The sequence below is a fragment of the Rhizobium sp. BK181 genome (assembly GCF_014193305.1).
Lineage (GTDB): Bacteria > Pseudomonadota > Alphaproteobacteria > Rhizobiales > Rhizobiaceae > Rhizobium.
Genome location: NZ_JACHZA010000008.1, coordinates 55,451 through 75,587 on the forward strand (window position 1 = coordinate 55,451; position 20,137 = coordinate 75,587).

Consider the following 20,137-nt stretch of genomic DNA (forward strand, 5'->3'; position numbering starts at 1 on the left):
GAAGACCGAATGGCGAGACGCTCGAGCCCAGGCCTGCTGTTTGACGGTTCCGACTGGAATTTCGCGACCCTTTCACGTGCCTACGACGCCATCGAAACCGTGGCGCTCGACGAGATGGGGCTGGATGTCTATCCCAACCAACTGGAAATCATTTCGTCGGAACAGATGCTGGATGCCTACTCTTCGGTCGGTATGCCGTTGATGTACCAGCACTGGTCGTTTGGCAAGCGCTTCATCTTCGAGGACAATCTCTATCGCAAGGGCCGGCGCGGACTTGCCTACGAACTGGTGATCAATTCCAATCCGTGCATCACCTATCTGATGGAAGAAAACACCATGGCCATGCAGGCGCTGGTGACCGCCCATGCCGCATTCGGCCATAATCATTTCTTCAAGAACAATTACCTGTTCCGGCAGTGGACCGATGCCGGCGCGATCCTGAGCTACATGGAGTTTGCCAAGAAATACGTTTCCAAATGCGAGGAGCGGCACGGGACGAATGCCGTCGAGGCAGTCCTGGACTCGGCACACGCCTTGATGGACCAGGGCGTCTTCCGCTACCGGCGGCCGCCGCGCCTTTCATCCGAAAAAGTCAGGGAGCGTGCCCGCGAACGACTGGAATACGAGGAACAGACCTATAGTGACCTGTGGCGAACACTGCCGCTCGCAACAGAGAGCCGCAATCCGGAGGATGCCGAACGCGATGCGTCCGAGCGCAAGAAGGTTCTCAACCTTCCCGAGGAGAACCTGCTCTACTTCCTGGAAAAGAACAGTCTCATCCTCGAGCCCTGGCAGCGTGAAATCCTCCGGATCGTGCGGGTGATTGCGCAATATTTCTACCCGCAGCGCCAGACCAAGGTGATGAACGAGGGCTGCGCCACCTTTGTGCACTACACGATCATAAACCGCCTCTTCGATCAGGGCCGGATCAGCGAAGGCGTGATGCTGGAGCTCCTGGCAAGTCATTCCAACGTGGTCTTCCAACCCGCCTTTGATGATCCCCGCTTCCCAGGAATAAACCCATATGCGCTTGGCTTTGCGATGATGCAGGACATCCAGCGCATCTGCATGGACCCGACGCAGGAGGATCGCGACTGGTTTCCGTCCTTTGCCGGCAATGGTGACTGGCAGGCAACGCTTCTGGATGCCTGGGCAAATCACCGCGACGAGTCCTTTGTCCTGCAGTATCTGAGCCCGGCCATGATGCGAAAATTCCGGCTGTTCGTGCTGAGCGATCGCGCCACCGACAATTTTTGCGAGGTATCTTCGATCCATAACGAACGAGGCTATGCGGCAATCCGGTCGTCGCTTGCGCGCAGCTATGACGTCGGCGCAAGACAGCCCGATATCCAGGTGGTTGATGTCGACCTGCTCGGTGACAGGCAGCTCAGGCTGCAGCACAATGTCAGAAACGGCATCCTTCTCGAAGAAAGCAACCGTGATGCCACCCTGGCTCACATCCGCCACCTATGGGGCTACGATGTAAGCCTACAGGGTGTCGATGGCTCGACGGGGGCAGTCCTTTACGAGTGCTCGACCGCCTGAACCGGGAAGGAATTGGCGCCCCAAAGCGGATTGCCGCAAGTCGGGCCATTGCCTTTGTCTCCCGCAAGCCCAATCGCATATCGCTCCGGCTGCCTGGGAAAGCACATCAATGCCTATCCTCTTCGGCATGCCTGCGCCTGATGCTGCGCACAACAAGCCACATGCCGGCGACGACGAGGGGAACGGACAGGCCGGTCAGCGTTTCCGGGGAGACGTCGAGGCCGATATTGTGCGCGCCCTTCGCCAGATAGCCGAGCAGCCCGACGACATAGTAGGAGATCGCGGCAACGGACAGGCCTTCAACGGTCTGCTGCAGCCGCAGCTGCAGTTGCGCACGACGGTCCATCGAATTGAGCACCGTCGTGTTGATGCGTTCCAGCTCGACATCGATCCAGCTCCGCAGCAGGGCTGTCGCGCGCGCCAGCTTGCGCGACAGGTTCGCCTGCCGTTCCTCCACCGATTGGCAGGTCCGCATTGCCGGCGCAAGCCGACGCTCGAGGAAGGCGCCGAGCGTCTCGCTGCCGGGCATCGCCGTCTCCGCCAATGCCCGGATACGCTCCTGAACAATGTCGTAATAGGCGCGGCTGGCTCCGAACCGGTAGAGGCTGAGTGCCGCATTCGCCTCCAGCTCGGCGGCCAGGCGTGTAATCTCGGACAACATCTGGTCCGCTTCGTCGCGCGCATGCAGCTTCATGCGCTGGGTAATCGCCGTCAGGCCGGATTCGATCTGGCGAATTTCGGGCGAGAGCGATTGCGCCAGTGGCAGGCCCATCATCGCAAGGGTACGGTAGGTCTCGATATCGAGAAGGCGCTGGACAAGCGCGCCCCGGGCGCCGTCGGACATGCCGCGATCGATGACCAGAATTTTCGTCAGACCGTCTCCGTCCTGACGAAAATCGGTGAGGATCGCGGCCTGGCCATTCTTCAGTTCGCTCCGGCACAGGCTGGTCGGGTCGAAGACCGATTTTTCCTGCTCCGTCCCAGGCGTATCGGGCCGGATTTCCAGCCTGATACCGGAGATGAATGGCCCCGGTGGCGAAAAGCTTGCGCCGAAGGGATGCACGGCGATCGTCTGGCCAAACCTGTCCGGTGCTGGACAGTCCCAGAAATAGGTCGAAAATTCCGTATGCCGCTCCCAGCGGAGCGTCCCCGGCCCCCAGGTGATGGCATGATGGCTCGTTTCGCGGGCGGGTGGCGCAACCCCGCTTGACCGGGAAAGATCTGCAAGCGTCTCGTGATCGTTGTCACCGGCGCTTTCCGTCAGGAAAGCGAGCTGGAATATGACGCGCGACGCCGGCACGAGCGCATAGGGCCGCGCGTGAAGTTCCCCGAGCGAGCGTGCCCGAATGTCCGCAGGCGGAAAGCCAAAGCTTCCTTGCGTCATGCATCCATTCCCCGTGTCCATGATCCGTCCCCTTGGCCCCGAGCCGCCGGCATGCAATCAGCTCGCCCGGCCCCTGTCCAGCGGCATTGGACGCAGCGACCGTTTGCCACACCGGGACGGCACCCGAGGCTCAGGCAAGCCGCTCGATCACCTCATCGGCTGCCCTCTCGCCGCTCTGCCAGGCTCCATGTGCGGTGGAAAAGTCAAAGGGGTGGGTCGCCTCGCCAGCGAAGAATAACCTCTCGGCCACAGGCCTCGCCAGGGTCAGGCGGGCGCTCGCCTCACCCGGCAATGCATGGCTGTAGGAGCCCCCCACCCAGTCGGTCCGGCACCATGATGTTGCTGCAAGCGGCCGCACATGGCGACGGATATGGGCGCCGAGCTGCGCCGACAACTCCTCGATCGCAAACGCAAAGGCCTCGAGCAGCCCGGCACGCTCGATGGCGACAGCGCCCGTGCCACCGAAGAAGCCCTCGATCACCGGTCGACCAAGCGGCCGGATATAGTAACTGCCGGTTTCGCTTGCATGTGGATTGCCGAGGAGATGGGACTCGGGTTCAAGCCCGTGGTCGCCGTGCAGTTCGAAGAACAGCTTGTCGGCAAGGCCGAGGGGGAGTTTGCCTGCGGCATGGAGGTGGTCGTCTACATCCGCGTCGAAGGCGATTGCACCCCTGGACAGGATGTTCGTCGAGGCGGTGACAACAGCCGTGCGCGCACTGACAGCGCCATGATCGGTGTCCAGGCGGACGCCCTGACCGGTCAAGGCGATGCGACGAACCGGCAAGGACAGCCTGAGTGCCACCTCCGGAAGGCTTGATGCAATCAGGCTGCCGTATCCCTTACGCACCCGCCAGTTGGAATCGGTCGACGCCTTGTCGTAGGCAAGGAAATCGACGACCGACAGTCGGTCGAGGGCAGCTCCATTCATGTAGCCGCTCACCGACTGGCAATAATTGTTCCATTCGCCCTCTGGCGGCAAAAGGTCCGAGGCCCGGTCACTTGCCGGCGGAGCGGTCTCCATGCGCTGCTGCAGGGTCGACCATGCGGTCGCGGCGGCCTGTTGCTCCTCGGCAGAAAAGCCGAGATCATGCCATTGTCTTTGCCAGGCCGTGGGGCCTGCTTCGATCTCGAAGCCTTTGGCCTGCGCGAGTTTGACCAAGGGATTACGCTCGGCCGAGTGCAGCCAGCCGCATCCCATGTCGAGCGGCATCTGAGCCAGTTCGATGGTCCAGGCGCGGCCGCCGACGCGGTCGCTCGCTTCGATGAGCATCACCGAACGCCCGGCCTTCGCCAACCGGCGCGCCGCCGCAATGCCCGCAGCGCCAGCACCCACAATCGCAACGTCGTAATCCATCTTCGCGCTCCGCGCCGCTGCACTATTATGTCGGCAGTCGGAGCTTCGAGCATTACAGGGAATTTACGCCCGCTTCAACGCGCGCGAAAGCCTGCTACTATTCAACGATGACGTTCTTTGAAACCCTCGTCGCCCTGCTTGCGGTCGCGATCTTGCTTTTGCAGGTAACGCGGCGAATGCAGCTGCCTTATCCCGGCATTCTCGCTGCCGCCGGCGTCGCTGTCGCGATGCTGCCAGGCGCCCCGGTCATTCCGATCGACCCGCCGACGGCGCTTGCCCTGTTCATCGCGCCTGTCCTCGTCGACGCAGCTTATGATTTTCCGCTTGGCGCAGCCAGGCGGATGGCGTTGCCGCTGTTCGTCTATGCCGTGGTCGCCGTACTGGTCACCACAGGTGTCGTGGTCTCGATCAGCGCATGGACTGTCGGGCTGCCGCTTGCCGTGGCCGTCACGCTTGGGGCAATCGTTGCTCCGCCTGATGCCGCCGCCGCGACTGCCGTCCTGTCCAATCTGCCGGTCTCGCGGCGGGTGGACGCCCTGCTCAAGGGCGAGAGCCTCTTCAATGACGCCACCGCCCTTCTGCTGTTCAGCGCGGCCCTGACCGTCCAGGCTCGCGGTGGCATCGATTTGAGCACCGTGGTGCGACTTGGCCTTGCGGCTCCAGGCGGAATAGCCTTCGGCATTTTGTTCGGTTATCTCGTCTCCGGGTTAAGACCTGTCACAGACAATACTGTCGGCGGCACGCTGCTTCAGTTCGTGTACGCCTTCGCAACCTGGCTGATCGCCGAAAGGCTGCATCTGTCAGCCGTGCTGGCGACTGTATCGTCGGCGATGACCATTGCAGTCCTCACCACGGTCAATGATTCACCACGCATGCGCGTTCATTCCTTCGCCGTCTGGACAACCGTTGTCTTCCTTTTGAACGTCGTCGCATTCCTGCTGATGGGTTTGCAGGCGCGTCGCATCGTGGAGGCGATGTCGGCTGCCGAACTCGCCCGGGCACTCCGGTTTGCGGCGATCGTCGTCGCCGGGGTGATTGGCGCGCGGCTTTCGGTCGCCTTCCTCTTTCACGCCATCGTAGGATTTCGTCATCGACGCGGACACAGTCTTGCACCCTTCGCATCCGGCGAAACCCTGCTTGTCGGATGGTCTGGCATGCGCGGTCTCGTGACCCTTGCCACGGCCTTTGCGCTGCCAGCCGATTTTCCCGAACGAAACCTCGTCGTGCTGACAGCCTTTTCGGTCGTGCTGGCGACGCTCATCATCCAGGGCGCGACCCTGGCTCCGATGATCAGGCTTATGAAGCTCGGACGACAGGAAGAGGCACGCGAGGAGCTTTTCTTGGCGCGAAAGTCATTGGCCGAGGCTGCGCTCGTCCGGCTTTCGACCGAGAGTGGCGCGGAGGTAGAAGCACTGCGCCAGGCATATCGTGAACATTGCGAGCGGGATGCCAACCCGGGCAAGTCCGAGGTCGATCGACGGCAATTCCTGTCGCGGCTTGCAGTGCTTGCGCAACGCGAGCGGCTGGAGGAACTGCGCGACACGGATCGAATTGGGCCAGGGCAATATCTCGAGCTGCAGGAGGACCTGGACTGGAAGCAGCTCGCCACCGGCTCCGACGAAGAGCGGCGGATCTCCGAAAGCTAAGGGCGCATCCGAGCGTCCTCCAGCCTCCACAGCCGTCTGCAGCCGCTTGGAAAACGATACACCCACAATGTTGTGATGGAACCATCTGGCTGCTGCGGCCTTAGTGGTTCACAATCGCTGCGCGGAGCCAAAGGCTGTGGAAATTGTGATGCCCGCCCATGCTTTGAGCGTGGGTCTGCTTCGCGTCGGGCGCTGGCGTGCTATGGCCCGATCTTGCTCGGGAGTGATTCGATGGCCTTGATCGATATTCTGACGTCCGTGGTCCTCGCTGCTGCCTCGACCGTTACCGCCTCCATTTCGCCAACTGAATCGGCGCCACCGGCGTTCAGGCCGTTTGGTGTTGCGCAGGATTCGCTGCCATCGGCATTGGGCTGCAAGCCGATCTACGGAGACGGCGCCGATACGACGGGTCAGTATACATGCTCCAGCCTGCCGGGTGGGAGCGACCTCTATGACCAGTACGTGCTCGCCTATGTTCAAGGCATGGGGATATGCAATGTCGTTGCCGTGTCGCGCTATATCAATGACGACCAGCGCGGCACCACTACGCGACAGGTCTACAAGGAGGCCGCGTCACTGCTCGCGTCCGAGTTTGGTCCGGCCGACGAAAAGGTTGATCACGCTGCCAGGTCCAAATACGGCAAGGACGGAATGTTCCGGGACGCCGTGGTGGCGCAGGAACGGCAGGTCTTTGAGCAATGGGATAATCTCAGCGCAAAGTACAAGAATGCACAGTCGGCGAGCGTCACCATATCAGGCAGCGATGAACTTGGCCTGGCGGTTTACAGCATTTTCCGCTTTGCCCATAACGATCAATGCCTCAGCACCCTGCAGGAGCAGACAGGTTTGTCCGGCGACCAGGGTGATTGACCCCGTCACGTCGGGCCGGCCGTCGTTCAGACGGACGGCAAGCCGGGCAGATTCTTTCCTGTGCCCTGTCGACACCCTCAGGACATGAACAGGGCCCGTAGCCGCGCAAACAGGGTCGGCTTTTCCGTGCCGAGGATTCCGCGGACATAGTGGGCCGCCGTTGCAGCGCTGACCGTTGCGCCGAAATGGCAATAGCACAGAACGTTATGCAATTCGCCGTCGGTCAGACCGAAGAAGGTCTTGGCCTCGCCATAGGTATCCCCTTCAAGGCCAGAAGTACGCAGGATCGGATCCTCGAACGCGACCGAGATCGGCGAATTGTCGCTACGCAGGCGCGACAGGATTGACGTGGGCTGATGCTCGGTCTGATAGAGCGTTGCCAGCCGCCGATGCGGGCTTGCCTCAAGGAGCTCAACCCAGCGCGTGAGACGTTCGTTGCGAGACATTAACCGTTGCGGAAACGCCTGGTCGATCCCCGCAATTGCCTGCAGTTGTTCCAATGTTTGATGTTTCATGGTGGGCTCCATCCGGCTGAAAGTTGCGCGGCCCCGTCGAGGCACTCTTCGCCCCTTTTTATGGAGCTAGGGGACAACGAGGTCCAATCAAGATCGCCCCGCAAGGATTTGTTGGTGCAGCTGAAGAGTTGATCGTCCGCAGCCCGGCCGCCGCTGCGATCAGCTGGATGCGGCACGCGGCAAGGGTCGATGCTCTCCCTTCGGAAGATGCACATCGGGCGATCGGGATGTCCGTGCCTGTGTTGGAACTGCCATGCCGCCCACGTCGATTTTATCGCGAGATCTCTGCCCGCCATAGAGGCGAAATAGCCTGACGAGTGGCTGTAGGGCGGCCGACCAGAGAGTTTCAAACCTCGGCTTCGCCTGTCTGCTTGCCGGGAACCTCCGGATTCCTCTCCGTCCGGTCACGGTGGAGAGCGGCGCGCGCGAGCAGCATGAAGGTCACCGGCGTCGTCACGGTGACAAAGATTCCGATGAGGATTTCGTGAATGACCAATCGTTCGGAGCCGACCGAAAAGAAGATCATCGAGCCGAGCATGATACCGCCTATCCCCCAGCTCGTGCCGAGTGTCGGCGCATGGATGCGCTCATAGAAGGTCGGCAGTCGCAGAAATCCGATTGCTCCGATCAGCGCAAGGGTCGCACCAAGCAGCAGGAAGACCGCAACCGCTATGGCGACCGGAAGGGGAAGATCTGTCGCTTCATAGATCATTCAATCACCTCCCCGCGCATCAGGAACTTGGCGAGGGCAACGGTGGCAACGAAGCCAAGCATGCCGATGACAAGTGCTGCCTCGAAGTAGACCACGCGGCCGGTGCCGACACCGAAGGTAACCAAGAGAAGCATTGCATTGATGTAGAACGTATCGAGGGCGATGATGCGGTCCTGGGCACGGGGTCCGATGAACATTCTGATCGAGGCAATCGCCATCGCCGCAACCAGCATCAGCTGCGCAATCGAAACCGCGGTAAACACAATGATGGCACTCATGCGAATATCTCCATAAGCATTTTCTCGTACCGGTTCTTGATCGTGTTGCGCCACACCGCTTCGTTCTGGATGTCGAGGACATGCAGGAGAACCGTGTTGTCATTGGAGTCGTATTCAAGCCATGCAGACCCTGGCGTGCTTGTCAGGATGATCGCAAGCAACGCCAGGGCAAAGGGGTTGCGAACTTCCAGTTCGATGCTGAGAAAGCCGGGATCGTGCCGCCGGCCGCGTCGCAGGATGATCCATGAGACCGAAAGATTGGACTCCGCGATATCGACAACAACCCGGAAGAACAGTTTCGGAAGAAGATACCATTTCGCCAGGGCCGGTCGCTCGGTGCGCAACGATGCCATGGCCCAGGAGGCAAAGACGGCAACGAGGATGCCAAGCACGAGCTGACCGAGGCTGAACCCGTTGAGCAGCAACCACATCAGCACCAGAAAAAGGGTGAGAATCGGATACGGAAGCACTATCTGCCCTCCTCATCGCCGTCGGTGGCTGCATCCCGGTAGGCAGGAAGTCTCACCGCATCTCTTACCGCATCGATATAGAGGCCCGGCCTGCTCAGGCTGCGGATGGTGGCATCCATGTACTGCATCGCGGGACCGGCCTGGACCGTGAGCGCAAGCGTGAGTGCAAGCAGGAACAAGACGGGCACGACCTCGATGACCAGCACGCGCGGAACCGTTCCCTCAAGCGAACTCCAGAAGGTGCGAATTCCGGCCCGCGTCATGGAAATCAGCGCTGCGACACCGGAGAGGATCACAAGAACGGCCAGGGCCCAGACCGCCGCTGTCGGCGGCACGCCGATCGCCCCTGCTCCCATCATCGTCGAAAGCATCGCGAATTTAGCGACAAATCCCGACAGCGGAGGCAGGCCGGAAAGCAGCACGGCACATGCGGCAAAGCAGATCCCGAGGATCGTCATGGTGCCGGGCATCGTGACACCTTCGCTTTCCGCGGCTTCGTCGTCCTCGGCATCCCCATAGGCTTCCATGGTCACCGCAAGCACGTTGGCGCCAGCGTCCTGGCCGCGTTCGACAAGCTCTATCAGCATGAAAAAGGCGCTGATCGACAGCGTCGAGCTAACGAGGTAAAGCAGCGCGCCTGAGGAAATCGCACCGTCGTTGATCCCGATGACCATCAGAAGCGTTCCCGACGACACCAGCACGAAAAATCCCGCCAGGCGCCCGAGTGCCTGCGAGGCAAGCACGCCAATGGTCCCGAAGATGAGGGTCGCCATCCCGCCATAAAGCAGCACGACAGTTCCGAAGCTGGCCGACGGCCCTACACTGAACAGCAACATCGTCAGGCGCAGGATGACATAGATGCCGAGCTTGCTCATAATGGCGAAAATTCCGGCAACCGGTGCGGAGGCGGCACTATAGGCGGTGGGCAGCCAGAAGCAGAGCGGCCACATGCCGGCCTTGATCAGGAACACGATCCCGAGAATTCCGGCACCGGCTTCCATCAGCATGCGGCGATCCGGTTCGATCTCGGGAATGCGGGCAGCAAGATCTGCCATGTTTAATGTCCCCGCCGTGCCGTAGATGAGGCTGACACCGATCAGAAAGAGCAGCGCCGCAACCAGGTTGACGGCGATGTAGTGCATCCCCGCCTTGACCCTGAGCGGCCCCGAGCCATGCAGCAGGAGACCATAGGATGCAGCCAGCATGACCTCGAAAAATACAAACAGATTGAAGAGGTCACCTGTGAGGAAGGCACCGTTGACCCCCATCAGCAGGAGTTGGAACATGCTGTGGAAGTGGGCGCCCACCGCATGCCAGCGGGCAAGTGAAAAGACCAGCGCCGAAACCGCCAGAAGCGCGGTCAGGAGCAGCATCAGCGCAGACAGTGCATCCAGCACCAGCACGATGCCAAAGGGGGCCGCCCAATTGCCGACGAGGTAGACCCCTTCGAAGTCGCCTTGCCCGATTTCGGTCCGGAACAAGACAAGGGCAACGAGGATCAGAAAGAGCGTTGAGCCGAGGCTGATCATCGCCTTGGTCGTGCGGCGACGCTCATCGACCAGAAGCAGGATTGCACTTGCGACCAGCGGAAGCAGGATCGGCGCGACGATGAGGTGATGCATCAAGCCGGTCATCGCGGCTCGTTCCTCCCGTCGACATGATCATTTCCGCTCAGACCCCGCGAGGCAAGCAGCACGACGAGAAACAGCGCGGTCGTTGCAAAGCCAATGACAATGGCCGTGAGGACGAGCGCCTGCGGTACCGGGTCGGCAAGGGCGGCTGCCGCAACGTCATCCCCGAGGATGGGCGGGACATTGGCCTTCACACCGCCCACTCCGAAGATGAACAGGTTCACGGCATAGGACAGCAGCGACAGTCCGACGATCACCTGGTAGGTGCGAGGGCGCAGAATGAGCCAGATCCCGCAGCTGGTCATCACGCCGATCGCAATGGACAGGACAAGTTCCATTACCTCGCCTCCGATTTGGCAGCGTCGATGGCGCGCAGGCGGTTGATGCGGATGGACTGGTGGGCGAGTGCGACGAGAATGAGCACCGTCGAGCCAACGACCAGGCCGAAGACGCCGAGGTCGAACAAAAGCGCCGAGGCGGCGGGGATCTTGCCGATCAGCGGCAGGTCGATATACCGCGAATGCGAGGTCAGGAACGGATAGCCGAGAACCCAGGCGCCCGCACCGGTCAGAACAGCCGTCAAAAGCCCTGCGCCCATCCAGCGCAATGGCAGGATGCGAATACGGTCCTCAGCCCAGCGCGTTCCGCCCGCAAGATACTGCAGCAGGAAGGCGATCGAGAGGGTCAGGCCGGCCGAGAAGCCGCCACCTGGAAGATCATGACCACGCATGAAGATGTAGACGGAAAGGGTAATGATGACAGGAAACATCCACTGCATGATGACGGAGGGGATCAAGAGGTAGTCCCGGACAGTATCCCCGGCCGACCGCTCCGGCCGCTCCTCGTCGAACCGGTTCTGGATTTGCTGCTGCTCCGGCATGTCCATACTGTCGGCAGCGGGGCGGAAGCGGCGCAGCAAGGCATAGACCGTGAGCGCCACGACGCCGAGGACGGCAATTTCGCCGAGCGTGTCGAAACCGCGAAAATCGACGAGAATGACATTGACGACGTTGCGACCTCCTCCTTCGGAATAGGCGTTTTCAAGGAAGTAGTTTGCGATCGCGTCGGGGACTGGCATGGTCATGACAGCATAGGCCATGAACGACATTGCGATCCCGCAGACAACGGCGAGAGCGAAATCCCGAAAGCGGCGGAAGCGGGCGCGCAGCGTCATCGCCTCGCCAATTCCCTCCGTGCGCTTCGGCAACCACCGCAGACCAAGGAGAATGAGGACGGTGGTGACGATCTCGACAAGAAGCTGGGTAATCGCAAGATCGGGCGCCGAAAGCCACACGAACGTCGTGCAGACGATCAGACCGACACCGCCGAGCATGATCAACGCCGCCAGCCGATGGTATTTGGCAAGATAGGCCGTACCGATCGCCAGGCAGATGCCAATTGTCCAGAGGATGGCAAACACCGGGTCAACGCCGGAATTCTGAAAGGGGCGGCTTTCGAAACCCCTGAGATAAAGAGGCACGAGACCGGCGGCAAAGCCCATGATCACGACCCAACGGAGCTGGGGCTGCAGCTTGCGCGTCCCGAGACGCTGCTCGGCAATGCGGGCCCAGTGCCATGAGACCTCGACCAGGGCACGCTCGAAAATGCGCTGGCCCTTGAGGCGTCGCAGCAAGGGGGGGCCGTCCTCGCAGCGCGCGAAATAGTCCTTCAGCGTCAGAAAGATCGCCGTCCCGCCGACAAGCGCAATCAGGCTCATGATCAGTGGCAGGTTGACGCCATGCCAGATGGCCAAGCTGTAATCCGGAGTATCGCTGCCAAGCACGCCGATCACCGCAGCCCTGAGAAACGGTCCGATCGACAGCGCCGGAATGATGCCGACAATCAGGCAAAGGACGACCAGCAGTTCGATCGGAAAGCGCATGAAGCGCGGCGGCTCGTGGGGATGCTTGACCGGCAGGTCGACCGGAGGAGGACCAAAGAAGACGCTGTGAATGAAGCGGAGCGAATAGGCGACGCTGAATGCGGATGCGACGGTGGCGACATAGGGCAGGATGCGATCGAGGATCGAGTCCGCATGCGTCTCGACCGCCTCGGCAAAGAACATTTCCTTGGAGAGAAATCCGTTGAGCAGCGGAACGCCGGCCATGGCCGCGCTCGCAACGATGGCAAGGGTCGCGGTATAGGGCATGAAACGAAACAGACCGCTCAGCCTTCGCATGTCACGCGTGCCGGTCTCGTGGTCGATGATGCCGGCTGCCATGAAGAGAGAGGCCTTGAAAGTCGCGTGGTTCAGCATGTGGAAGATCGCAGCGACCGTGGCCAGCGGGCTCGAAAGGCTGAGCAAGGTGGTGATCAGCCCGAGATGGCTAATGGTCGAATAGGCGAGCAGTCCTTTCATGTCCTGCTGGAACATCGCGAAGTAAGCCCCGAGCAGAAGTGTTATCATGCCGGCGGCACCGACGATCCAGAACCACTCAAAGGTCCCCGACAATGCCGGCCAGAAGCGCGCAAGTAAAAAGACCCCTGCCTTAACCATGGTGGCCGAGTGCAGGAACGCGGATACCGGCGTTGGCGCCGCCATGGCGTTCGGTAGCCAGAAGTGGAAGGGGAATTGCGCGCTCTTGGTCAGCGCCCCGAGCAGAACGAAGATGAGCGCTGGCACGTAGAGCGCATGGGCGCGGATGAGGTCACCCGAATCCAGGATTTTGTCGAGGTCGTAGCTTCCAACGATATGCCCAAGAAGAAGCAGGCCGATCAGCAGGCAGAAGCCACCGATACCCGTCACCGTGAGCGCCATGCGGGCACCGTCGCGGGCGGCCGCACTGTTGTGCCAGTAGCTAATCAAGAGGAACGAGAAGATGCTCGTCATTTCCCAGAATACCGACAGCAGGATGACGTTTCCCGAGATGATGATGCCGAGCATTGCGCCCATGAAAGCGAGCAGGAACGAGAAGAATCGCGGAACCGGGTCTGCCTCAGACATGTAGTAGCGTGCGTAGACGACGACGAGCAGCCCGATTGCGGTCACGAGCATGGAAAATATCCATGCGAAACCATCCATGCGCAGCGAGAAGTCGAGACCAAGCTGGGGCAACCAGGCAGCGCTGTACCTGACAACCCCGCCATCCGACACGGCCGGATAGAGGCTGGCGGTCAGAAGAAGTGCGGCAAGTGTCGCCAGCCCCGCAAGGCCGGCCGGAAGGCGGCGGGATGTGGTGTTCAGCAGACATACGGACAGGAGACTTCCTGCGAAGGGCAGGACGAGCAGGATAACGAGTAGATATGGTCCGCCTGTTATCCCAACACCATGATCCTTTTCTTTTCCGCCCGGTCGACCGCGGACAACCCGCTACAGCGTCTAGCAAAGCAAGTGAAACTGCTATATATGTTAGATAATAACCAATATGGGCAGGTTTGCACAATGGGTCAAGCTATCAATGCCAAGATTTTGACGCCGGCACTCTGTCGCGCGGCGCGCGGGCTCCTCGACTGGACCCAGAGCGAACTCGCTGACCGATCTGGCGTATCAAGGAGCACCGTGCGTGACTACGAAGGCAACCGACATGACGTCCATCGGGCAACGGAGGCGCAACTGCGCCTTGCCTTCGAAAGCGGCGGCGTTTCCTTCGTCAGCCTTGACGATGATACCGTCGCAGTTTGCGCCAGGTAAGGCTTGTGCTGGCAACGGTCTCCGCGAGGCTGCGGGCAGGCCCGTCAGCCTCCTCGGAAAGGAAGCGGGGCTATAGCGCCTCAGACCGAGGCGCAAACGGCGTTGTTGTTTTTGTTGGAGAACTCCGCCTGCGCCTCAAACGCAAGCGGAATGGACTTAACAATCCGGCGGAATCGGCTCCCAAAACCTCACACCGATCCGGAATCACGGCCAGTTCTCGACACCCTCGATTTTTGCCGCAACGCCCGAAGTTAGACTGAGTACATCGCTGGTCACACGGAGGCGATTGTCGTTCTTTCCCAACCCACCCAGATACTGATGCCCGGCCAAAGACAAGACATGATGTGGAGAGCTACTGTTCTTGTGGGCCAATTCGAGGATGCCAGCAATGGCGGTTGCGTAAACCCTATTGGCTTTTGATTCGCTGTCCTTGTGGGTTTCGAGGGCATCTCCGCTTTCATACCATTCGTAAAACTCGGCCAGACCTTTTGTGATCTTTGCAAGCTCTTCGTGGCGTTGCCATGCTTGGAGCCCTTTTCAGGTCAGGGTATTGCGGCCTTGGTAGATTTTCTCGATGTCGTCCGACCGCGATTGATTAAACTATATGATCGGGTCTCTACCCAAATTGGCTTTGATTGGATCGTCATTGCCAAAAGATCCCGTGTCCCCGGGATCGGTTGGAAACCTGCCGCTTCTGGCCGTCATCCACCCATGAGGCCGACGCGAGCACTGGCTTTCAATTTGCCGGGCTGACCTTCCAACCCGCATTGGCAGAATGGCATGCGACACCCTTGATTCGTGATTCGCCCTGCAGGGAGCGCTGCGTTGTCACGAAATTTCTGCATTCTCCATCCAACCCTGGTGCAACGGTGATTTCCTCTATCACGCCAGTGCTCCCGGTCGACGGATTGGCCCAGGCAAGCGGTTCGACGCCGACGGCCGACTCCCCGACTCTCTCGGCAATGATCGAGGTGTCGGCCTGCCTGATTTGCGGCGTGGATTGTGTTGTCAAAGATGTGTCGAGCGGTTCCACGCTCGTGCAGCCCGCAAACGACAGGACAATCAGGCCCAATTGCAGCCAACGCATTCGTATCGAAGTCATCATGCTGCATCCAGTTTTAATCAATCTGATCGTCGCAGCAAGACCTTTCAACCCTATTAAGCAAGCCTGTGCTAAATTGATGTGGGCGTCTCCGTTCTTCCTGCGCATCACCGCGCTGGAAACTTTCGTTTTATGGAGGGCGACGCAGCCGCATTGTCGCAGGAAGGACACCATATGTCGCATATGAGGGTTCGTTAAAATTAAAAGAACCTAATCTCGTCAGCAACGAAATAAAGCGCGCTCGAATCGCGCATGGGACGCAACAATGAAACCCTCTGAATACAAGGCGGCGCTTGCTGTAGTCGGATTGACAGCGGGGACCGTCCAGCAGCTTTTCCAGATTGACTACATCACGTGCCGTCGCTGGGCGAGCGGCGAAGTACCCGTTCCGCGGGCCGTGGAACTCAGCCTGCTGCTCATGGCATCAAGGGGCATGACCTGTTCGCAGGCAATGATTCTCGTCGGACACGACCCGGCCGCAGTAGAACGGGACGCGGCCTAGGCCTGTCTTTTCCTGAGTGCTGGCAATGGCCAGCGGTCAACGCGCGAACCTGCGGGCGGCGCCGACGCAGGCGACCACGGCCGCCGTCACCGCAAACATCGCCCAGGTGACGGTTTCATTGAGCAATGTAGCCGCCAGGATCAGGCCGAAAAACGGCTGCAGCAATTGCAACTGGCCGACGCCGGCGATACCGCCAAGAGCAAGGCCTCGGTACCAGAAAATGAAGCCGATCAGCATGCTGAACAGCGACACATAGGCCAGACCAGCCATCGCTGGCGCCTGGATTCCGGAAAAGCTCGACGGCATCGACAACAGCGAAAGAGCGGCCATGACGGGCAATGACAGGACGAGCGCCCAGGAAATCACCTGCCATCCTCCCAGTCGCCGGGACAGTGTTGCACCTTCGGCGTAGCCAAGGCCGCAAAGCGCGATCGCAGCAAGCATCAGTCCGTCGCCGACCGGTGCTGCGGTCAGTCCTTGCAGAATGGCGAAGGTACAGACAAGCGCGCTTCCCGTGACCGCAAACAGCCAGAATTGAGGTTTGGGGCGCTCGCCGCCACGGATGACGCCAAAGGCGGCCGTCGCAAGTGGCAGCAGGCCGACGAACACGATGGAATGCGCTGATGTGATGTGCTGCAATGCAAGCGCGGTCAGAAGCGGGAAGCCGACGACAACCCCTGCCGCCACAATCAGCAGTGATGGGATGTCACGCCTTTCAGGACGTTTCTCGGAAAAGCAGATCAGCAGCAAAAGTGCGAGGACGCCGGCGATCGCTGCCCGTGTTGCGGTCAGGAATATCGGATCGAATTGCGCCACCGCCAGCCGCGTGGCAGGCAGCGATCCGCTGAAGATCACGACACCGATAAAGCCGCTGAGCCATCCGGATGTTGAACGTTCCATGGAAATACCTCGTCTCAGGGCCGCCTTGATCGCGCCAAACCGCTGACAATACCAGCGACAGTCTGATACAGTTTGACAAAACTGTTATGCTAGAGGCAGCCATACAGATGGAAGAAGCCGGCCAACACACCCTCACCCGCGTCGAGACCGTCATGGCAACCATCCGCCATAGGATAGCCGGGCGAAGCCTGACAGCCGGGGCAAGACTGCCCTCGGTCAGGGCGATGGCGGCAATATCTGGCGTTTCCACATCGACAGTTGTCGACGCCTATGAGCGCCTGGTCGGGGAAGGCGTCATTGTCTCCAGGCCCGGGTCCGGGTTCTTTGTTGCCCCACAGGCCGCGCCATTCTCGCTGTCGGCTGCCGGTCCCAAACTCGATCGCGCCGTCGACCCGTTCTGGGTATCGCGACAATCACTGGAGGCAAGAGAGAGCGACCCGAAACCAGGCTGCGGCTGGCTGCCCTCGTCCTGGCTTCCCAATCAAGCGATCCGCAAGGGTTTGCGCGCGCTGTCGCGCAGCGACGACACGGCTCTTTCCGACTATGGCTCCCCTCTTGGCCTGGAGCCGCTGCGACAGCTCATTGCAAGGCGCATGGCGGACCGCGGAATGGAAGCATCGCCCGACCAGATCATGCTGACGGAGTCCGGAACCCAGGCGATCGATCTTCTGTGCCGGTTCTTTCTCGAGCCCGGCGATACCGTGCTCGTCGACGACCCATGCTATTTCAACTTCCAGGCGCTGTTGCGGGCCCATCGTGCAACCATGGTCAGCGTCCCCTATACGTCGTCGGGGCCTGACATCGATCTTTTCGCGCAGGTCTTGGCTGAGCATCGCCCCCGCCTCTACATCACCAACTCGGCGATTCATAATCCGACCGGCGCCACGCTTTCACCTGTTGTCGCCCACAGGGTCCTGAAGCTTGCCGACCAGTTCGACCTGACCATTATCGAGGACGATATCTTCGCGGATTTCGAGCACACCGTTGCGCCCCGGCTCGCCGCATTCGACGGCCTTGACCGGGTGGTCCATATCGGCAGTTTCTCAAAGACCCTTTCGGCCTCGGCTCGGTGCGGATTCATCGCGGCAAGGAAGGAGTGGATCGAGAGCGTCATCGACCTCAAGATCGCAACCTCGTTCGGCGGCGGACGGCTTTCTGCCGAGCTCGTCTACAAGGTGCTGAGCGACGGCAGCTACCGCAAGCACGTCGAAGCCCTGCGCACACGCCTCTCGAAGTCGACGCTCGACGTCAGCAGACGGCTGAAGCCGCTCGGCATCCTTCCCTTTGTCGAACCCCAGGCAGGAATGTTTCTCTGGTGTCGACTTCCGGGGAATGTCGACGCTGCAAAGGTCGCTCGCGCCGCGCTGGACAGAAGTGTGGTTCTGGCGCCGGGAAACGCCTTCAGCCTCTCCCAGTCTGCGACGCAATACATGCGCTTCAATGTCTCCCAGTCTCTTGACGACAGGGTCTACGAGGTTCTGCGCGAGGCGTTGAACCATTGTCCGTGAAGCAATCCAGTCATCTGGGCGTTCAGCGATCGAACATGTCTTGCCATTGCCGCTCGCCGATCATGCAATCCGTCTTCGCCTGGTCGGCAATCCTGTGTGAGAAGGGAAGAGGAACAAAGCCACTCACCTCGAGGACAAGTTTTCGTCGCACTGCGGTCGCGAAGTCCTCGATCTTGTAGACCGGCAGGACGAAGGAACCTGGCCCGCCGATCACACAGTCCGCGTAATATTTGTCGAGGCCGCCTGGCGCGCCGGAGGGACGCAGCATCAGTGCAAGCCCGTTGATGACGATTCCGGCCTCGACGGCCTTGTCGCGGGTTGGCTCAACGCGATTGCCGGAATTGTTTGTGCCATCACCCGAGACGTCGACCACCTGCCTCCGACCGTTATAAGGGCTCGAAACGATCATGGCCGCGCCCTGCGCTATGGCTGTCGAGATCGATGTCCGGCGCTGCGTCGTGATCGGCCGCTCTTCTAGCCTTGCAGCAAAGTCGATGGCGTCCTGTTCCGTGGCAATCAGTTGCCAGTCGATGACCGAATCCGGAACCACATAGCCCGCCCATTCGAAATAGCTGATCGCGATGCGGCCGTTGAGCCCGCCGGTCACTGCCTCGATGAACTCGCGGTGTTTCAGCGCCTCGACGTAGCCCTCACGCTGGATGCGAACCTCTTCCTGGTCCATGGACCGGGACGTGTCGACCGCGAGCACGAGCTTGACGTCGACCTCGCCTCCTGCCGGCAGTGCGGCGGCCGGCGTCGGACCTGACAAACTCATGAGCACTGCAAGTGTTGCAAGCATCAGGCCTCCGTTCGATCGTCCCGCTGCGAGAAATGTAGCACATTGTCGCCGTCGCCCTGCCGCTCGAAAGTCAACTTTCGGTGAAGCTCACCGGTCAGCGACCAAGTTTCGGGCCGACGGCCCTGCCCACTTGATTTGGGATCTGAGCCACCTCATCTGATCATCGTTGTTCAACCTGTCGAACCGACAGCCCCTCGCTTTCCGCAGCCGCTGCCGTTCCTCACTTCGACGCTTCCTGCGTCCGAGGAGTCTTTCATGGGATTCATTGATCGCGACATCCAGCCGTCTGACGCGGGGCTGCTGGATGCCTATTCGCAATCGGTATCGAACGCGGTCGATCTGGTTGGCCCCGCCGTCAGCCGCATCGAACGTGTGAGTGGCCGCGCCGGACACGGATCCGGCTTTGCAATTTCACCTGATGGTCTTGTCGTCACCAACAACCATGTCGTCGAAGACAGCCGGACCGTCCGCATCAAGACACCGGAGGGGTTCGCGATCGAAGGGAAGGTCCTTGGCCGCGACCCCGACAGTGATCTGGCGCTCATTCGTGCCAACGACTGGTCTGGGGCTTTTGCCAGACTGGGCGATTCCAAATCGTTGAAGCGCGGCCATATCGCAATCGCGATCGGCAATCCGCTCGGCTTCGAATGGACCGTGACGGCTGGCATCGTTTCAGCGCTCGGGCGTTCGATGCGAGGGGCAAGCGGTCGCCTGATGGACGATATCATCCAGACGGATGCAGCGCTTAACCCCGGCAACTCCGGCGGGCCGCTCGTATCGTCGGCAGGCGAGGTTATCGGCGTCAATACAGCGGTGATCCAGGGCGCACAGAGCATCGCATTTTCCGTCGCTTCCAACACCGCCAAGCATGTTGTGTCGGAACTGCTCCGCTTCGGACATGTGAGACGCGCCTATATCGGCATTGCAGCCGACACCGTCGAACTGCATCGCCGCATTGCGCTTCAGGCCGGCCTTGCGCAGACGACAGCCGTGCGCCTGCGCCGGGTCGAAACGGACAGCCCTGCAGCCCGCGCAGGGCTGCACGAAGGAGACTACCTGCTGGCGATCGACGGCCAGCCGACATCGGGTGTCGATGACGTCGTCAGGCTCCTGGACGGCGACAGGATCGACACGGATATCGAGGTTCTGATCTTCTCGCTGGCGGGCAGGATCGAGCGCCTCACGCTTCGTCCAGCCCATCGCCCGACATAGTTCCGCGGCGCTTCGATGATCCTCTCATGCCGCCCTCGACACTCAGGCGTCCTGGCAGCCGGAGGCGACAGCTTCCTG

Annotated in this window: 19 protein-coding genes; 7 read left to right on the top strand and 12 right to left on the bottom strand. The window is 60.6% G+C overall.

Going from position 1 to position 20,137, the window contains the following annotated elements; genetic code table 11:
• Positions 1-9 precede the first annotated feature (9 nt).
• Positions 10-1,545, top strand: coding sequence for a SpoVR family protein (locus tag FHT77_RS18830; protein WP_183756444.1), 1,536 nt, complete (start codon positions 10-12; stop codon positions 1,543-1,545).
• Positions 1,546-1,651: 106 nt separating this feature from the next.
• On the opposite strand, the gene FHT77_RS18835 is transcribed toward FHT77_RS18830, so the two are convergent.
• Both FHT77_RS18835 and FHT77_RS18840 read right to left on the bottom strand, forming a co-directional pair.
• Complete coding sequence (locus FHT77_RS18835; protein WP_183756445.1) at positions 1,652-2,929, bottom strand: DUF3422 family protein; 1,278 nt, start codon at positions 2,927-2,929, stop codon at positions 1,652-1,654.
• Positions 2,930-3,059: 130 nt separating this feature from the next.
• Positions 3,060-4,283, bottom strand: coding sequence for an NAD(P)/FAD-dependent oxidoreductase (locus tag FHT77_RS18840; protein WP_183756446.1), 1,224 nt, complete (start codon positions 4,281-4,283; stop codon positions 3,060-3,062).
• Between the two features lie 107 nt (positions 4,284-4,390).
• Here FHT77_RS18840 and FHT77_RS18845 point away from each other — a divergent pair, with 107 nt between their 5' ends.
• Both FHT77_RS18845 and FHT77_RS18850 read left to right on the top strand, forming a co-directional pair.
• Entirely contained in the window at positions 4,391-5,929 is a 1,539-nt protein-coding gene (locus FHT77_RS18845; protein ID WP_183756447.1) for a cation:proton antiporter, read from the top strand.
• Positions 5,930-6,160: 231 nt separating this feature from the next.
• Positions 6,161-6,799 (top strand): hypothetical protein, encoded by a 639-nt coding sequence (locus FHT77_RS18850; RefSeq protein WP_183756448.1) that lies wholly within the window; start codon positions 6,161-6,163, stop codon positions 6,797-6,799.
• 77 nt (positions 6,800-6,876) lie between these two features.
• On the opposite strand, the gene FHT77_RS18855 is transcribed toward FHT77_RS18850, so the two are convergent.
• The 7 genes from FHT77_RS18855 to FHT77_RS18885 all read right to left on the bottom strand — a co-directional run bounded on the left by FHT77_RS18855 (position 6,877) and on the right by FHT77_RS18885 (position 13,664).
• Positions 6,877-7,314, bottom strand: a complete 438-nt coding sequence (locus FHT77_RS18855) for a hypothetical protein (protein WP_183756449.1) — start codon at positions 7,312-7,314, stop codon at positions 6,877-6,879.
• A 346-nt stretch (positions 7,315-7,660) separates the two neighbouring features.
• Entirely contained in the window at positions 7,661-8,026 is a 366-nt protein-coding gene (mnhG, locus tag FHT77_RS18860; RefSeq protein WP_183756450.1) for a monovalent cation/H(+) antiporter subunit G, read from the bottom strand.
• The gene (locus FHT77_RS18865) at positions 8,023-8,304 is read right to left on the bottom strand and encodes a K+/H+ antiporter subunit F (protein WP_183756451.1); all 282 of its coding nucleotides are present in this window, start codon (positions 8,302-8,304) and stop codon (positions 8,023-8,025) included. Before FHT77_RS18865 ends, mnhG begins: the two co-directional genes overlap by 4 nt.
• A complete protein-coding gene (locus FHT77_RS18870) occupies positions 8,301-8,774 on the bottom strand; it encodes a Na+/H+ antiporter subunit E (RefSeq protein ID WP_183756452.1) in 474 nt (157 codons plus the stop codon). Before FHT77_RS18870 ends, FHT77_RS18865 begins: the two co-directional genes overlap by 4 nt.
• A complete protein-coding gene (locus FHT77_RS18875) occupies positions 8,774-10,408 on the bottom strand; it encodes a monovalent cation/H+ antiporter subunit D (RefSeq protein WP_183756453.1) in 1,635 nt (544 codons plus the stop codon). The genes FHT77_RS18870 and FHT77_RS18875 overlap by 1 nt, the downstream gene beginning before the upstream one ends.
• A complete protein-coding gene (locus FHT77_RS18880; protein ID WP_183756454.1) occupies positions 10,405-10,743 on the bottom strand; it encodes a Na+/H+ antiporter subunit C in 339 nt (112 codons plus the stop codon). The genes FHT77_RS18875 and FHT77_RS18880 overlap by 4 nt, the downstream gene beginning before the upstream one ends.
• Positions 10,743-13,664, bottom strand: a complete 2,922-nt coding sequence (locus FHT77_RS18885; RefSeq protein WP_183756565.1) for a monovalent cation/H+ antiporter subunit A — start codon at positions 13,662-13,664, stop codon at positions 10,743-10,745. The genes FHT77_RS18880 and FHT77_RS18885 overlap by 1 nt, the downstream gene beginning before the upstream one ends.
• A gap of 78 nt (positions 13,665-13,742) precedes the next feature.
• Here FHT77_RS18885 and FHT77_RS18890 point away from each other — a divergent pair, with 78 nt between their 5' ends.
• Positions 13,743-14,036: a helix-turn-helix transcriptional regulator gene (locus FHT77_RS18890; protein ID WP_183756566.1), complete on the top strand. Its 294-nt coding sequence runs from the start codon at positions 13,743-13,745 to the stop codon at positions 14,034-14,036.
• Between the two features lie 736 nt (positions 14,037-14,772).
• On the opposite strand, the gene FHT77_RS18895 is transcribed toward FHT77_RS18890, so the two are convergent.
• Positions 14,773-15,321: an RT0821/Lpp0805 family surface protein gene (locus tag FHT77_RS18895; protein WP_246712760.1), complete on the bottom strand. Its 549-nt coding sequence runs from the start codon at positions 15,319-15,321 to the stop codon at positions 14,773-14,775.
• 82 nt (positions 15,322-15,403) lie between these two features.
• On the opposite strand from FHT77_RS18895, the gene FHT77_RS18900 reads away from it, so the two are divergent.
• On the top strand, positions 15,404-15,640 hold the full coding sequence (locus FHT77_RS18900; RefSeq protein ID WP_183756455.1) for a hypothetical protein: 237 nt from the start codon (positions 15,404-15,406) through the stop codon (positions 15,638-15,640).
• Positions 15,641-15,676: 36 nt separating this feature from the next.
• On the opposite strand, the gene FHT77_RS18905 is transcribed toward FHT77_RS18900, so the two are convergent.
• On the bottom strand, positions 15,677-16,540 hold the full coding sequence (locus FHT77_RS18905; RefSeq protein WP_183756456.1) for a DMT family transporter: 864 nt from the start codon (positions 16,538-16,540) through the stop codon (positions 15,677-15,679).
• 86 nt (positions 16,541-16,626) lie between these two features.
• On the opposite strand from FHT77_RS18905, the gene FHT77_RS18910 reads away from it, so the two are divergent.
• Positions 16,627-18,048 carry a PLP-dependent aminotransferase family protein gene (locus FHT77_RS18910; RefSeq protein WP_183756457.1) on the top strand — a complete coding sequence of 474 codons (1,422 nt, stop codon included), beginning with the start codon at positions 16,627-16,629 and terminating at the stop codon, positions 18,046-18,048.
• Between the two features lie 22 nt (positions 18,049-18,070).
• Here FHT77_RS18910 and FHT77_RS18915 read toward each other — a convergent pair whose 3' ends face one another.
• On the bottom strand, positions 18,071-18,847 hold the full coding sequence (locus FHT77_RS18915) for a DUF1194 domain-containing protein (protein WP_183756458.1): 777 nt from the start codon (positions 18,845-18,847) through the stop codon (positions 18,071-18,073).
• 255 nt (positions 18,848-19,102) lie between these two features.
• Between FHT77_RS18915 and FHT77_RS18920 the strand changes: the two genes are divergently transcribed.
• A complete protein-coding gene (locus FHT77_RS18920) occupies positions 19,103-20,059 on the top strand; it encodes a S1C family serine protease (RefSeq protein WP_183756459.1) in 957 nt (318 codons plus the stop codon).
• Positions 20,060-20,137: the final 78 nt, after the last annotated feature.

Coding starts and splice junctions, on each gene's coding strand:
- FHT77_RS18920 (WP_183756459.1), top strand. CDS start 19,103: ATGGGATTCATTGATCGCGACATCCAGCCGTCTGACGCGGGGCTGCTG.
- FHT77_RS18915 (WP_183756458.1), bottom strand. CDS start 18,847: ATGCTTGCAACACTTGCAGTGCTCATGAGTTTGTCAGGTCCGACGCCG.
- FHT77_RS18900 (WP_183756455.1), top strand. CDS start 15,404: ATGAAACCCTCTGAATACAAGGCGGCGCTTGCTGTAGTCGGATTGACA.
- FHT77_RS18845 (WP_183756447.1), top strand. CDS start 4,391: ATGACGTTCTTTGAAACCCTCGTCGCCCTGCTTGCGGTCGCGATCTTG.
- FHT77_RS18850 (WP_183756448.1), top strand. CDS start 6,161: ATGGCCTTGATCGATATTCTGACGTCCGTGGTCCTCGCTGCTGCCTCG.
- FHT77_RS18835 (WP_183756445.1), bottom strand. CDS start 2,929: ATGACGCAAGGAAGCTTTGGCTTTCCGCCTGCGGACATTCGGGCACGC.
- FHT77_RS18880 (WP_183756454.1), bottom strand. CDS start 10,743: ATGGAACTTGTCCTGTCCATTGCGATCGGCGTGATGACCAGCTGCGGG.
- FHT77_RS18840 (WP_183756446.1), bottom strand. CDS start 4,283: ATGGATTACGACGTTGCGATTGTGGGTGCTGGCGCTGCGGGCATTGCG.
- FHT77_RS18865 (WP_183756451.1), bottom strand. CDS start 8,304: ATGAGTGCCATCATTGTGTTTACCGCGGTTTCGATTGCGCAGCTGATG.
- FHT77_RS18875 (WP_183756453.1), bottom strand. CDS start 10,408: ATGACCGGCTTGATGCATCACCTCATCGTCGCGCCGATCCTGCTTCCG.
- FHT77_RS18830 (WP_183756444.1), top strand. CDS start 10: ATGGCGAGACGCTCGAGCCCAGGCCTGCTGTTTGACGGTTCCGACTGG.
- FHT77_RS18855 (WP_183756449.1), bottom strand. CDS start 7,314: ATGAAACATCAAACATTGGAACAACTGCAGGCAATTGCGGGGATCGAC.
- FHT77_RS18910 (WP_183756457.1), top strand. CDS start 16,627: ATGCTAGAGGCAGCCATACAGATGGAAGAAGCCGGCCAACACACCCTC.
- FHT77_RS18895 (WP_246712760.1), bottom strand. CDS start 15,321: ATGCGACATATGGTGTCCTTCCTGCGACAATGCGGCTGCGTCGCCCTC.
- FHT77_RS18905 (WP_183756456.1), bottom strand. CDS start 16,540: ATGGAACGTTCAACATCCGGATGGCTCAGCGGCTTTATCGGTGTCGTG.
- mnhG (WP_183756450.1), bottom strand. CDS start 8,026: ATGATCTATGAAGCGACAGATCTTCCCCTTCCGGTCGCCATAGCGGTT.